This window comes from Gracilibacillus ureilyticus (assembly GCF_900111195.1).
In the GTDB taxonomy this organism is placed as follows: Bacteria; Bacillota; Bacilli; order Bacillales; family Amphibacillaceae; genus Gracilibacillus; species Gracilibacillus ureilyticus.
Genome location: NZ_FOGL01000004.1, coordinates 132,165 through 145,795, shown reverse-complemented (window position 1 = coordinate 145,795; position 13,631 = coordinate 132,165). Strand labels below are relative to the sequence as shown.

The following is a 13,631-nucleotide window of genomic DNA, read 5'->3' as shown; positions in this document are numbered from 1 at the left end:
CCTGCTTCTCATTCATTGCTCTATGGGGTAATAAAGTTCTCAGTATAAAACGGGCGAGAATCATCGGCAAAAGCAACTCCAACTGCAAGGGACTGATAGTCATTTTTCAATATATTTTCCCGATGCCCCAGTGAGTTCATTAACCCTTCATGGGCAAAAATACTGCTTGATTGACCTGCTGCCAGATTTTCCCCGGCCATTCGGTAGTCAATACCATCAGATGATAAGCGGTCAAACGGTGATTCACCGGCTAAATTGGTGTGGGAGAAATATCCGTTTACAGCCATATCTTCACTATGGTTACGAGCTGTCTTTTTTACAGAATCTGCCCATGTTAAGACTTGTTTTCCATGAACTGCTCTTGCGGCATTGGTTAAATCAAATAATTGATATTCGAAACCCTCTTTTAACTGATCACTTGGCTCACCAAAAAAACCATCTTTCTTACTTTCTAAATCTGCTGAAACAATTTGTATTGCCGTAACCGTGTCTCCTTCATGTAAATCATAAAAAACAGTTACATAGTTCTGGTCAATTAGAAAAGTATCATATTCCCCGTTATTTTGTGTTTGATAATAGGTAAACCCTTTTCTGATCCCATCTACAGGTTCATCTAAAACAGACTTTACAGCATTCCTGTTACTCCCTAGAGATAATCCATTAGTAGAAGTTAACAGCTCCTGATTTGTGTACATACCGGATACATTCCCGTTTGAATCATATGCTACCATCACAAAATTCTGGTAATTTTCGTGGTAGGTATGCCACTCCACACCATATTCGTTTAAAGATCTTCGCTTTGGATCACCTAGTTGATTTTCTACATCTGATTGTTTATCGCCTATTTCAATATTATAAATGGAGAATGTTTGAGACGATGGTGCAGTTAAATCAGGCTTTTCCACCTCGGGTTTATTCTCTTCTTCCAGGTTTTCAACTTTCCCAATAAGAAGTTGAATCTCCTGGTTTATAGAATCAATAATTGCATGGATTTGCGGGTGTTCACTTATAAATTGAATATCTTCTTTGATTTCTTGTGCAACACCACTAACTCCTGATTGCTGAAACTGATCACCGTAAAAGTAATATAACCCTAAAAATACAATGATTAACATTGACAAGAACTTTAACTTGCCCAAACCCTCACCTCACATCCGTTCATCGCTTTATTCATATTTTAACCAAATCTATCAAGATACAACCATTCAAAGTCTCTTGCAGATTATGGTTTATGTTCAAGTATTGGAGTGAAATCAAACAATCTGCCTTCATAGATTAATTCTAAGTCCCCGCTATTTCGGAAGTCATCAGGAGTAACCATTGCAGGGAGTTTATCCCATAATTTTATTCCGGAACGATGTAAAATTTCAGCGACGAATTGTGAGCAAAAGTAGGAATTGCTGAATTCAATAGGCTCTTTTATAGATACACCGAACACACCAAGAATATTATACAGGAATTTATCATTATTTTTTATAAATACATGGAGTACACGCTTCATCTTTGACATTTGTCGTTCACTGACTTTTAATTTATAAATAACACAAGTAGTATCAGGATATCTGCTAAATGTACCTGACCATATATCCTCTTTAACAAACCCTCCGTTCAAAGGATTTTTAGGATTTTTCCTTCCAAAACTGTACATTTCTCTTAATTGAGGATCAAAAGAAATGGAAGCATGGTTATACGGTGCTTTTGTATACTTTTTTATCATTGTTGTAAACAGTGTTCCTGTATCTGAAAGCATAATATAAACATAACACATGTTTATCCCCCTAACTTCATACCTTCTCATTCTTTTTATTATACATCAGTTATTGTAAAATAAATGAAGCAGGAAAAAAAGGGGGGAATAGAATGGAAGAAACGATCTGGACATTATCTGTCATTCTAATAACTATAACACTAGCAACGATATTATTTAAGATTGCGAAGAAAAAACAGCCAGGTAAAGATTTTTCTGGGATAGCATACCGTATTAAAGTCTGGTGGGGCATGTTTGTTGTATTCTTCTTTGCTACACTGTTTACTCCAGCACTGTCATTACTGTCGATTATGGCACTGTCCTATTTTTCGCTTAAAGAGTATTTTTCCATGATGAAAACAAGAAAATCTGACCGCAGACTTTTTTTATGGGCATACTTAATGATTCCAATTCAGTATTACTGGATATACATCGGCTGGTATGGCATGTTCATTGTTTTTATTCCTGTATATGTATTTTTATTCCTGCCTTTACCGCGGATTATAAGAAAAGGAACAGTAGGTTTTCTCCGGTCTGTAAGTTTTACACAATGGGGTGTCATGCTAATGGTATTTGGGTTAAGCCACTTAGCTTATTATCAATTCGCTACGCCTGAATATGGATCGAATTTAGTCTTATTCCTCATCATCTTAACCCAAACAAATGATGTAATTCAATATCTTGTTTCATTATACATAGGAAAGATAAAGATCGTTCCGTCTGCTAACCCGTATATTACACTCGAAGGATTTATAGCTGGATTGCTCGCCACATCTTCAATTTCCTATTTGTTATATCCGTATCTCACACCATTTGATTGGAAGTTTGGAGTTTTGTCAGGGGCAATAATTGGTGCAGCAGGTTTTATCGGAAGTTTAACCGTCTCTGTTTTGAAGCGGGATTTGTTAATAGGCAATCAGGCAAAATTGCAGCTGCTGCAAGGCCGTTATTTAAGCAGAATTGACAGCCTGACATACACATCCCCTATCTTCTTCCATATTATCCGTTATTACTTTGACTTTATGTGAGTATAAGAAAAGAGCACCGTACTGTCGGTGCTCTTTTACTGTTCTTTTACAGCGCCTGGTCAAGTACTGTTGTTTGCATCCTCGAAGCTACTTCTTCAAGTGCTTCTTCAGGATTTGGTCCTTCGACAACACATTTAATTTCAGTTTCTTCCTCCACTAGGAGAGAAAATGTCACTAAATCAGGTAAATGCTTTGTATTAATTAATTCATGGTTATGTAGCAGGTAAATATTCCCGCTATAGATTTTTTCATACAAGTGAATCGACAAGACTTCGTTGATTGATAGTTTTTTATTTAAAGTAATAGTTTTTGATTTGAATTCTTTCATCTGAATGGCCTCCTGTGTAATTTTCTTTAATAATCTATACACCGTTTTTATAAATTTGAAACATTTTCTCTAGTTAAAAAATGATGACAATTGTTACAATATTGAAACATTCAGCTGGAAAATGGGGATTTATTTATGATGAAAAGGGAATGAGATCTATATAGCAGAGCACTTCCATGTTACAATATAATTTTTAAGAAATGTGAAATAATTATGCTCATCTACGGCAACATAGACTACTGGAATAATAAGTTGGGTGGTTTTTATGATAGAAACTATTACAAAGTCACATTTATTAAGTGACATGAAAACAGCTGAAGAGATATATCAGATGTTAGCAGCAAACCTTGACCGCAGTCAGTTAAGGTTTTCGATTGTTTTTCTGTCCATTCACCCTTTAAGTGATGTAGCAAGGACAAGGAATAGTACTATTAAGCAACATGCTATTAATAAAGTGGAAAGATACTTAATGAAACAGAAGCGTTTATCTGATTTATTATTTCCACGGCCAACCGAAGGGAATTGGATGATGTTTCTAACTAACTCAGGAGAAAAGGAAGCAGTAGCATTTCTGAACCGGATTTTTAATAAGGATGCTTTGTGTTTTTTGGAAAATAATCAATTTTTCACAATAGAACTAGCCGCTAGTATAGTAGAAATTAATCAGCAGAATTTAGCTTATCGTGAGGCTTTATACAAAGGGCAGGAAGGATTATATCAGGCACAGGAAGAAGGATATTTCTCAACGGTGATAGTGAAAAACGTTAAGGATAAGGAACATTTTAAGACAAAGGTAAGTATTGTGGAAAGTGATCTTGTTGTAAGACGATTACTGCAGTCTGTTTTGGAAAATGCAACAAAAGAGAACTTCTCCTGGGAAATCCGTACATTCACGGATGGAGAGGAATTCCTTCAATCCGATTGGTATTATTCAGGTGATACACATCTGGTTTTGTTTAATGAAGTACTTCCAAAAAGAAATGGGATTGATATTTTACATCATGTACAGGATATGCCCAATAAAAATAAGTTCATCCTTTTTATGCTCTCAGAAAGAAACTCGGAGGAAGCGATGATTTACGCGTATCGCTCGGGTGTCGATGAGTATATTACAAAGCCAGTCAATATTCAATTATTGACAGCCAAAATTGAACAGATTGTAAGAAGGTACACTATATGATTCAGCAATTGGTGATCATATTAGCAATTGGTATTGTTGTGATGTGTTCTCTATTACTGATTCTTACATGTTATGTAGTTATCCAAAGGTTAATAAATAAAAGAGCACGTTTATTAATTAATAATTATATTACAAAGCATGCGGACGATTGGTATGATTATTTAATCAATGAGATAGATAATGAGGATCTTATTAAACCTGCATATGCGCAGGATTTTGCAGCGATCGAGGAAATACTAGGAAAATATAAAAAGAATGTAACAAGCAATCGTCTATCTCTCCGCATTTCAATGTTTGCCAATGACTACATGTCCCATTATTACTGCAAAAGACTACACCATTCTCGCTGGAGTATACGCTTGAATGCAATATATCGAGTGTTAGATTTTCAGATAGATAGTTTGACATCGACAGTTATAGAGATGATGGACAGCGGGCGAAAATATACAGATCAGGAATATTTCCATATGCTGAAAATCGTTGTGAATTTCCAACCGGAAAAGGCAAAAGAAATTTTTATGCGACCGCCTATTAAACTTGGCGAATTTGAGTACCGTCAATTACTTCTGCTTTTGCATGCAGAAACAAAAGACAAGCTTCTTTTGTTATTTGACAACCTGCCTGAACCATGTCAATACGCATTGATAAAAGTAATTGCTGAAAAAAATGACCGCAACAAGATTACTTTCCTTGAGGAGCTTATAGCAGATAAAGATAAAGAAATGAGAATCCGGGCATTGAAAGCGATCAGTGTGTTGGGCACCATCTCTGATGTTAATCGCTACCTTCCAATAATGGATTCTAAGCATTGGGAAGAACGACTGATGCTCGCAAAAATCCTCAATTATATTCCTGTTGAACAATCTAGTCAGCCGCTTAAGAGATTGATGCAGGACAGGGAATGGTGGGTTCGTTATCAGGCAGCAAAATCACTGGTAAATAGTGCACGCGGCAAACTGATATTAAAGGAATTTATTAAGGAAACGGACGATCTTTATGCCAAAGAAATGGCTAATAATGTGATACAGGAGAGTTTATGAAATGGTGAATCCTAGTGCAATTATCAATTATATTCTACTGTTTTTCGCTTCATTTATTTTCCTTTACATGATCCTTGTTATTGTCTCATACGGAACAATGCTCTTATATGCATTGCGACATCTGAGGAAAGATTATCATCTTGATCAGGAAAAAGAAGACCATGATTTAGTAGAATTACAATTTGCGAGGCCTGTTTCTGTCATCGTACCTGCATATAATGAGGAATTAGGAATAATTGAGAGTATTCATTCACTTCTCAGCTTGAAGTACCCTCAGTACGAGATTATTGTAGTAAACGATGGATCAACTGATCGGACTATGGAAAAATTGTTAAATTACTTTCAAATGGAGAAAACAGAAAAAGTTTTTAAAAAGCAAATCGACACAAAACCGGTGGAAGGGATTTATCAATCGAAGATTCATCCTGATTTGCTATTGATAGATAAAGTCAATGGGGGAAAAGCGGATGCTTTAAATATTGGTATTAACGCATCGAGATATCCATATATTTGTTCGTTAGATGCAGATTCCATACTAGAGAACTCAGCATTAATTCGTGTGATGAAGCCATTATTAACATCGAATGGTAAAGTTATTGCGGCAGGAGGAAGTGTTAAAGTAGCTAATGGAAATGATATTCAGTTAGGTTCACTGATGAGTGTTTCTCTTTCTGATAAAATTCTTGTTGTCATGCAGGTGATAGAATATTTTCGTGCTTTTTTAATGGGAAGGCTCGCTTTAAGTAAGATGAATTTATCCCTGATTATCTCAGGTGCATTTAGTGTTTTTGAGAAGAAACATGTCATATCAGTTGGAGGCTATGATACAACTGCAATTGGAGAAGATATTGAATTGGTGATAAAACTGCAGAAATATGTAAAAGACTCTGGGGGAAAACAGGAAATCCAGTTTGTTCCGACTCCAGTATGCTGGACGGAAGCACCTGAATCTTTGCATTCTATTCGGAAACAAAGAAGAAGGTGGCACCAAGGTCTTCTGGAGAGTTTATGGAAATACAGGCAAATGACTTTCAATCCTAGATACGGAATAATTGGTATAGTATCATTACCGTATTTTTGGATTGTTGAGTGTCTTGGTCCAATTATTGAAGTGATAGGATATATTTTTGTCCTGGGGTCGTTTTTTACCGGCAGTATATATGTAGAATTTTCTTTATTACTTTCTCTTCTCTTTATTTTATACGGGTCTATCTTTTCTTTTACATCCGTCATTTTTGAAGCATGGAACACGAGAACTTATCCGAGTATAAGAGATCTCTTTCGGTTGATACTGTTATCTTTTACTGAGGTCTTTTGGTATCGCCCCCTGACTCTGATTTGGCGAATAGAAGGAATCTTCCACTTTCTCACACAAAAACATGACTGGGGACATCTGGAAAGGAAAGGGTTGGCAAACAAGGAGGGAAATACTTGAAGAGATTAGCTTTATTTGTCGGGATATTGATTGCATGTGTACTGTTACCAATCATTTTATGGTTTTCCCAGAATGGTAAAGAACTAGAGGTTGTAATTATCGATAAAACAGTACTTGATGATTCTTACAGAGAACACAGTGGGCTTGTATGGGCATTGAACCATTTGAAATACAGAAAAGAAGATGGAACAACGTACAATATGGAGGAGGACTACTATGGTATAAAACCGAATAAAGAAAGTGAGAAGTATGAGCTTATTCCTCCCCCGGATTCATATGATAAAACAGATCTGATTTATATTGCAGACACGTACGGAGTTTATGACCAAGATTCTTCATTAAACAGTAACGGAATGAATGGAGCTCATTCTGAACTGCTCTACGGTGGAATGGAAGAGGAGGAATGGCAGCAAATAGCAAGCAGGTTACAACAAGAAAAACCAGCTACCTTAATAGTAGAGTTCAATTCACTTTCTTTTCCGACAAACGAAAAGGTAAGACAAAGCATGGAGCAGTTTCTCGGAGTCGAACGTAGTGGCTGGATTGGGCGTTACTTCGAAAGTTTAGATCCTGATTTAAATGGTGATATCCCTAAATGGGTAACTGACGAACATCCCGACATTTTTAAATATGAAGAATCAGGCTTTCTGTTAGTTAATGAACAAAAAAATGAGGTTGTCCTTCTTAAATCGGAGCAGCATTTGAAGGGAAAGGGTATTTCCATTCAATTTACTAAGGAGGGCCAGGAAAAATTTAATATGGATAAATCTGCCGCATATTACAACTGGTTCGATATTGTCTCAGCAAGTGGTCCAACAGAAACTTTAGCCGAATATAACTGGGACTTAACTGATAAAGGGAAAGAGTTATTAGCGGAATACAGTATTCCACAGCAATTTGCCAGTATAACGGAAAATAAGCGGAATTCTGCAACCAGTTATTATTTTGCGGGAGATTATAATGATATTGCTTCCGCGCCATATTTTTATCAAATGGAAGGATTGGATGTCCTTTATCGGCTGTTTAAGAAGTTCTCAGATGAGTCATTTTACTGGTCACTATATATACCTGTAATGGAGAATATTTTAAATGAAACAAGGGAAAGGACTGCGGATAATATTCCAAACGATGAAGCCGGTGTGGAATTGATGTATAACAGCAGAATTAACAAAGATAAATTTGAAGTCCTGATTGATGGAGAGTGGAGTACATTACCTGTAAAAGGGGTCAATATGGGGATGGCTAAACCTGGCGCTTTCCCAGGTGAGGCTGCAATTACGGAAGAAGAGTATTCACGGTGGCTTGAGTCAATTGCTGACATGGGTGCAAACACAATTAGAATATATACAGTTCATCCGCCAGAATTTTATCATGCTTTTAAACAATATAATGAAACTCATGAAGACAAGCTTTATTTATTTCATGGTGTCTGGATTGATGAAGAGGGATTGGTAAGTAAATTAGATGCTTTTGACGATGCCATCGTACAGGATTTTCAGACAGAGATGAAGAAAATTGTGGATATTGTTCATGGGAATGCAACTGTGCCATCCCATCCTGGACACGCTTCAGGAGTATATAGTGAAGATATTTCAGAATATGTAATTGGCTGGATCATTGGAATTGAGTGGTTCCCTGAAATGGTTGTTAATACAAATGAAGTGAATAAGGATATTGATGAGTACAATGGAGAATACATTTATACACAAAATGCCAGTCCCTTTGAACATTGGCTTGCCGTTCAATTAGAAGAACTTGTGAGCTATGAAAAGGAAAATTACAACTGGATTCGACCGGTCAGTTTTACCAACTGGGTGACAACAGACTTACTGGAGCACCCTGCAGAACCTAGTCCTGAAGAGGACATGGTGAGTGTTAATCCTAACCATATTCACGTAAAGGGAGAATTAGATAAAACAAAACAATTTGCTTCCTATCATGTGTATCCATACTATCCGGATTTTTTAAACTATGAGGAAAATTATTTGAACTATAGAGATCACCGGGGAAAAAGGAATAACTATGCTGCATATTTGGAAGAATTGCACGCAGCCCATGACCTCCCTATATTAATTGCTGAATTCGGTGTTCCCGCATCCCGTGGGATGACCCATGCCAATCCGAATGGATGGAATCAGGGATTTTTGTCTGAGAAAGAGCAAGGGGAGATAGTAGTAAATTTATATGAAGATATCGTTCAGGAAGGACTACTGGGCGGTTTAATCTTTACATGGCAGGATGAATGGTTTAAGAGGACATGGAATACGATGGATTATGATAATCCGGATCGACGGCCGTACTGGTCAAACGCACAGACGAATGAACAGCAATTTGGACTTTTAAGTTTTGACCGTTTGAAAATTAAAGTAGACGGGGAGACAACGGATTGGTCAGATAGCACCACACTTTATAATAAAGAAACTGGTAATCTGACATCCCTTCAGGCAGATTACGATGAACGGTATTTGTATCTTAAACTGGATCTAAACAAAACCGGTAACCATCATTGGAAAATCCTGTTGGATACTTTGCCGGATCAAGGTAATTTGACTAGTGAGTCACTTGAAAATAAACAATTCAGTAATGGAATTGATTTTATAATTGATATTGATCAGAACGGTGAATCAAGAGTGCGAGTGGATTCATATTATGACCTGTTCACATACCAGTATCGTTATCAATTAAAATTGATCGATCCAATCAGTGATCCTTTAAAACAAAACAGTGGTAAGTTTATTCCTGTTAATTATGCTTTAAGTAATGAACTGCTCATCCCAAGTACAAATAAAGTAATTCCTTTTAATTACTATGAGACCGGTAAATTAATGGAAGGAAACGGAAACCCTGAATTAGCGGATTATAATTCTTTAACAGATTATACTGTTAATAATGACGGTGGGGTCATAGAAATTAGGATTCCTTGGCTGTTATTAAATTTTAGAGATCCAAGCCAGAGAGAAGTAACAGGAGATTTATATCAAGATGGTTTAAATTCAAGTGTAAAGGTTGATCAAATTCATATTGGTGCAATAGAGCAGAACGAAGAGGGCAAGATAGTAGATTCTCTGCCATCATTAAAGAATAACCGACTTGATCCATTAAACGCATATACGTGGGAGACTTGGAATGAGCCGCAATATGAGGAAAGATTGAAACAGTCCTATTATATTATTAAGGAAGCATTTAAGAAAGAATAAGTTGAAAGAAACGCAAGTTTATCATTATGTGATTAGCTTGCGCTTCTATTTATATTTTAATGGATGGTAAATTTTCTTTGTAGTTTGGTTCATTTCGTTTACATTACACATGGTCTTACAGTAATATTAAAAGAATAAAAGGTTCCAAACAGCATATAAGTGGGGGATGTTTATGAAGCTAATTGCAACAGATTTAGATGGTACATTATTAAACGAGAACCATGAAATTAGTGAGGAAAATATTCAGGCATTACAATTGGCCAGAGACACTGGCACAGAAGTTGTTGTTGCGACAGGAAGATCGTATTCTGCCGCAAAACTGCCTCTTCAGAATGCCGGTCTAGATTTTCCGATTATCTGCTTAAATGGTGCGAAAATTTATGATAAAGAAGAACGGTTAATCAGATCTTCACCTCTCGATAAGGATACGTGCAGGGAAATTCAGCAAGTATGCCAGCAGAACAATATGTATTTTGAAGTATTTACGAATAAAGCTACATACTCAGAGAGCAGGGAAAAGTTTCTGGAAGTAATGATAGATATCATGGTATCTGCCTTTCCTAATTTGACACGGAAAGATGTGGAGGCGGAAGCAGCAAACCGTTTTCAGCAGGAAAAAATTGAAACAATTCATGATTTTGATGCATTATTTAACAGGGAAGATATCGAGGTATATAAAGTTCTGGCATTTTCTATGGATGATGCCGTACTTGATCGTGTCAGAGGGAAATTAACAAATGAAGATAAACTGACTATTACCTCTTCAGGGTTTTCTAATTTAGAGTTCAACCATCCCGATGCACAAAAAGGGATAGCCGTCCGGATTTTTGCTGAGAAATATGGAATTGACATGCAGAATGTGATGGCAATAGGAGATAATTTTAATGATGTTTCGATGATTAAAGCAGCCGGATTCGGTGTAGCAATGGGGAATGCGAATGACGAAATTAAGGAAATAGCGAATTACACCTCGAAAAGCAATCGTGAAAATGGAGTAGCATATGCCATTAAAGAATTTCTCAATAAATAAAGCCTGCTAATCTGGTGGCAAAAACTCCATTTTCTTTTGGAATTCAATAAGAAGCCCGGACAGATATAAAAAACGTACCGAGTACGCACCTTTTATGTCTGTCCGGGCTGTTACTGAAAGCGATAACATTCCTTTCTGATAATTAAGATTATAGCATTTTGTTAAAACGTTTTCAACTGTTTTTTTATAATACGTATACTGTACGCAAGGATAAAATAGTGTATGGTAAACTGGATGGTACACAATCTCTATAAGTAAAACCGGGAGGAAATAAACTGATGAATAAGGAATTTATGGAGAGAGCGTTAGAACTGGCTTACGACAATGTAAAAGGGAAGAACGGAGGGCCTTTTGCTGCAATAGTAGTCAAAGATGGAGAAATTGTAGGACAAGGTACGAACATTGTTACAACATCGAATGATCCAACTGCCCATGCAGAAATTACTGCAATAAGAAATGCATGCAGTAAATTAAATGATTACCAATTGACAGATTGTGAGATCTATACGTCATGTGAGCCGTGTCCCATGTGTCTTGGAGCCATTTACTGGGCTAGGCCGCGAGCTGTTTATTATTATAATACTCGTGAAGAAGCGGCAAAAATTGGTTTTGATGACCAGTTTATTTATGATCAGATTGCTTTACCGATGGAAGAAAGAAGCCTTGATATGAAAAGGGTAAATGTACAAGCTAATAAACACCCATTCGAATTATGGCATGTCACAACAGATAAAGTAGAATATTAATTGAAGGCTGGGCTGTAACCGAAGAGAATTTTTCCTCCTTTAATTGTGGCCCAGCCCCACATTCTCATATTTGTGACAAGCACCATTCCTTTTAGCAAATGACTAATTGACAAACGATCAAATATATTTTAATATTTAATTGAACACTGGTTAAAAAGGGGAATGAAGATGGCAGCCAGAAGAGCGGTCGAACAAGAATTAACACGACAGATGATTATTGATGTAGCACATGAACTTTTTGTTGAAGAAGGCTATCAGAATGTTTCGATGAGAAAAATAGCACGCAGTCTAGGATATAGTCATGGTGCCATCTATTATCATTTTAAAAATAAAGCAGATTTACTGACAGCAATGGTTGATCAGGATTTTGCCATGATTAACAATGAAATAGATAAATTAGATCATTTGAACATGAAGAATGAGGAAAAATTACGTCAATTGTTATTAGGATATATTCAATTTGGAGTGAATCATAAACATCACTATGAAGTGATGTTTATGATAAGAGATAAAGAAGTAAACAGCCATACGATGGAAAGTCCTAACAAAAGTTATTACAGATTTTCGAAAAAGGTTGCAGAACTAACAAACAACCAGTTACCTGTGACTGTTATATGGTCAGTGTTTCTCATGTTACACGGATTCGTTGCACAGTATTGTCGAACTGACCAATCCTATGAGAATATCAGAGGCCTTGCAGAAACACATGTACATTTAATTTTAAGAGCGATAAACAATTAATAAATTTTTTTAATCATTAATTAACCAGTGGTTAATAAAGGAGGAGCTATATGAAAAAGGTACTAGTATTGGGTGCAACAGGCGGAATGGGTAGGGAAATTGTTAGTGAGTTAACTGACAGGGGAATTGAGGTAATAGCTTTTGCAAGAAAAAAAGAAAGATTAATACAAATTTATGAAAGCAACAGGTTAGTAAAAATTAGATGTGGAGATATGTTAAATATTCAAGATGTTCTAGAAGCAGCAAAAGGAACAGACGTGATTATTCATAGTGTCAATGTCCCTTATGAACAGTGGCAGGAGAAATTATTCATAATAATGAAACATGCAATTAAAGCTGCACAGGAAAATAATGCAAAGCTTGCTATTGTTGACAATATCGATGCATATGGAAAAGGTAACAGGGAAAAGCTGCAGGAAGACCTTCCTAAACAGCCACATACCAAAAAAGGGAAGATAAGATTGGAGCTTGAAAATGTCGTCAAGTCGTCGAAAGTATCATATCTTATTGCACATTTTCCTGATTTCTATGGTCCACATGCAGAGAATGCATTATTAAATTATTACTTACATTCTGTTGTCGGAAAGAAAAGGCCAATGTTTGTGGGGAATCCGAATGTAATGCGTGAATATATATATACACCTGATGGAGCGAAAGCTATGGTGAATTTAGTATTAAGTGAAGCTGCATACGGACAAAACTGGAATATCCCTGCTGCCGAGGTCATTACCGGTAACCAAATTTTTCAGATAGTTGAGTCTTTAACAAATAAAAATGGAAAACCTGTGATAGTAAACAAAATGATGATTCGAATGATTGGACTGTTTAATAAAACAATGCGTGAAGCAGTGGAAATGCTCTATTTGATGGAAGAACCAATTGTACTGGATGGTACAAAGTATGAGAGAGAAATAGGCACATTACCAAAAACACCGTATGAGGCAGGAATTAGAGAGACTCTGGCTGCTTTAAGAAAAACAGAAAAAAACAATTAGTTATGGATGGAAATGACAGGAAGCAATTGCATTTTAAGAAGAAGTTTTCAATGCTCAAGTTCTTAATGTCAAATGTCATTACCTGAAGAAGCGAAAGAACGGGTTTTAAAAGCTCATCTAAAGGTGATATGGACCGTACGGAAGCATAACAGATAAATTTGGAG

The 13,631-nt window shown here is 36.3% G+C and carries 12 protein-coding genes; 9 read left to right on the top strand and 3 right to left on the bottom strand.

What is annotated here, in order from left to right; genetic code table 11:
• Positions 1-20 precede the first annotated feature (20 nt).
• Together BMW36_RS06390 and BMW36_RS06385 are read right to left on the bottom strand one after the other, a co-directional pair.
• Positions 21-1,139: a CAP domain-containing protein gene (locus tag BMW36_RS06390; RefSeq protein ID WP_245711601.1), complete on the bottom strand. Its 1,119-nt coding sequence runs from the start codon at positions 1,137-1,139 to the stop codon at positions 21-23.
• Between the two features lie 83 nt (positions 1,140-1,222).
• Complete coding sequence (locus BMW36_RS06385; protein ID WP_089740031.1) at positions 1,223-1,768, bottom strand: hypothetical protein; 546 nt, start codon at positions 1,766-1,768, stop codon at positions 1,223-1,225.
• 92 nt (positions 1,769-1,860) lie between these two features.
• Between BMW36_RS06385 and BMW36_RS06380 the strand changes: the two genes are divergently transcribed.
• Positions 1,861-2,775: a phosphatidate cytidylyltransferase gene (locus BMW36_RS06380; protein WP_089740030.1), complete on the top strand. Its 915-nt coding sequence runs from the start codon at positions 1,861-1,863 to the stop codon at positions 2,773-2,775.
• Positions 2,776-2,821: 46 nt separating this feature from the next.
• Here BMW36_RS06380 and BMW36_RS06375 read toward each other — a convergent pair whose 3' ends face one another.
• Positions 2,822-3,103, bottom strand: a complete 282-nt coding sequence (locus BMW36_RS06375; RefSeq protein ID WP_089740029.1) for an SIMPL domain-containing protein — start codon at positions 3,101-3,103, stop codon at positions 2,822-2,824.
• A gap of 265 nt (positions 3,104-3,368) precedes the next feature.
• On the opposite strand from BMW36_RS06375, the gene BMW36_RS06370 reads away from it, so the two are divergent.
• The 8 genes from BMW36_RS06370 to BMW36_RS06335 all read left to right on the top strand — a co-directional run bounded on the left by BMW36_RS06370 (position 3,369) and on the right by BMW36_RS06335 (position 13,467).
• The gene (locus BMW36_RS06370) at positions 3,369-4,283 is read left to right on the top strand and encodes a response regulator transcription factor (RefSeq protein ID WP_089740028.1); all 915 of its coding nucleotides are present in this window, start codon (positions 3,369-3,371) and stop codon (positions 4,281-4,283) included.
• The gene (locus tag BMW36_RS06365) at positions 4,280-5,323 is read left to right on the top strand and encodes a HEAT repeat domain-containing protein (protein ID WP_089740027.1); all 1,044 of its coding nucleotides are present in this window, start codon (positions 4,280-4,282) and stop codon (positions 5,321-5,323) included. The genes BMW36_RS06370 and BMW36_RS06365 overlap by 4 nt, the downstream gene beginning before the upstream one ends.
• A gap of 1 nt (position 5,324) precedes the next feature.
• Positions 5,325-6,758: a glycosyltransferase family 2 protein gene (locus tag BMW36_RS06360; RefSeq protein WP_089740026.1), complete on the top strand. Its 1,434-nt coding sequence runs from the start codon at positions 5,325-5,327 to the stop codon at positions 6,756-6,758.
• A complete protein-coding gene (locus BMW36_RS06355; RefSeq protein WP_089740025.1) occupies positions 6,755-9,955 on the top strand; it encodes a hypothetical protein in 3,201 nt (1,066 codons plus the stop codon). Before BMW36_RS06360 ends, BMW36_RS06355 begins: the two co-directional genes overlap by 4 nt.
• A gap of 172 nt (positions 9,956-10,127) precedes the next feature.
• Positions 10,128-10,985, top strand: coding sequence for a Cof-type HAD-IIB family hydrolase (locus BMW36_RS06350; RefSeq protein WP_089740024.1), 858 nt, complete (start codon positions 10,128-10,130; stop codon positions 10,983-10,985).
• 278 nt (positions 10,986-11,263) lie between these two features.
• Positions 11,264-11,731, top strand: a complete 468-nt coding sequence (locus BMW36_RS06345; protein WP_089740023.1) for a nucleoside deaminase — start codon at positions 11,264-11,266, stop codon at positions 11,729-11,731.
• A 168-nt stretch (positions 11,732-11,899) separates the two neighbouring features.
• A complete protein-coding gene (locus BMW36_RS06340; RefSeq protein WP_089740022.1) occupies positions 11,900-12,472 on the top strand; it encodes a TetR/AcrR family transcriptional regulator in 573 nt (190 codons plus the stop codon).
• 50 nt (positions 12,473-12,522) lie between these two features.
• Positions 12,523-13,467 carry an SDR family NAD(P)-dependent oxidoreductase gene (locus BMW36_RS06335; protein ID WP_089740021.1) on the top strand — a complete coding sequence of 315 codons (945 nt, stop codon included), beginning with the start codon at positions 12,523-12,525 and terminating at the stop codon, positions 13,465-13,467.
• Positions 13,468-13,631 lie beyond the last annotated feature (164 nt).

Excerpts from the sequence above, each read along its gene's own strand:
- BMW36_RS06385 (WP_089740031.1), bottom strand. The coding sequence starts at position 1,768 with ATGTGTTATGTTTATATTATGCTTTCAGATACAGGAACACTGTTTACA.
- BMW36_RS06380 (WP_089740030.1), top strand. The coding sequence starts at position 1,861 with ATGGAAGAAACGATCTGGACATTATCTGTCATTCTAATAACTATAACA.
- BMW36_RS06375 (WP_089740029.1), bottom strand. The coding sequence starts at position 3,103 with ATGAAAGAATTCAAATCAAAAACTATTACTTTAAATAAAAAACTATCA.
- BMW36_RS06370 (WP_089740028.1), top strand. The coding sequence starts at position 3,369 with ATGATAGAAACTATTACAAAGTCACATTTATTAAGTGACATGAAAACA.
- BMW36_RS06365 (WP_089740027.1), top strand. The coding sequence starts at position 4,280 with ATGATTCAGCAATTGGTGATCATATTAGCAATTGGTATTGTTGTGATG.
- BMW36_RS06360 (WP_089740026.1), top strand. The coding sequence starts at position 5,325 with ATGGTGAATCCTAGTGCAATTATCAATTATATTCTACTGTTTTTCGCT.
- BMW36_RS06350 (WP_089740024.1), top strand. The coding sequence starts at position 10,128 with ATGAAGCTAATTGCAACAGATTTAGATGGTACATTATTAAACGAGAAC.
- BMW36_RS06345 (WP_089740023.1), top strand. The coding sequence starts at position 11,264 with ATGAATAAGGAATTTATGGAGAGAGCGTTAGAACTGGCTTACGACAAT.
- BMW36_RS06340 (WP_089740022.1), top strand. The coding sequence starts at position 11,900 with ATGGCAGCCAGAAGAGCGGTCGAACAAGAATTAACACGACAGATGATT.
- BMW36_RS06335 (WP_089740021.1), top strand. The coding sequence starts at position 12,523 with ATGAAAAAGGTACTAGTATTGGGTGCAACAGGCGGAATGGGTAGGGAA.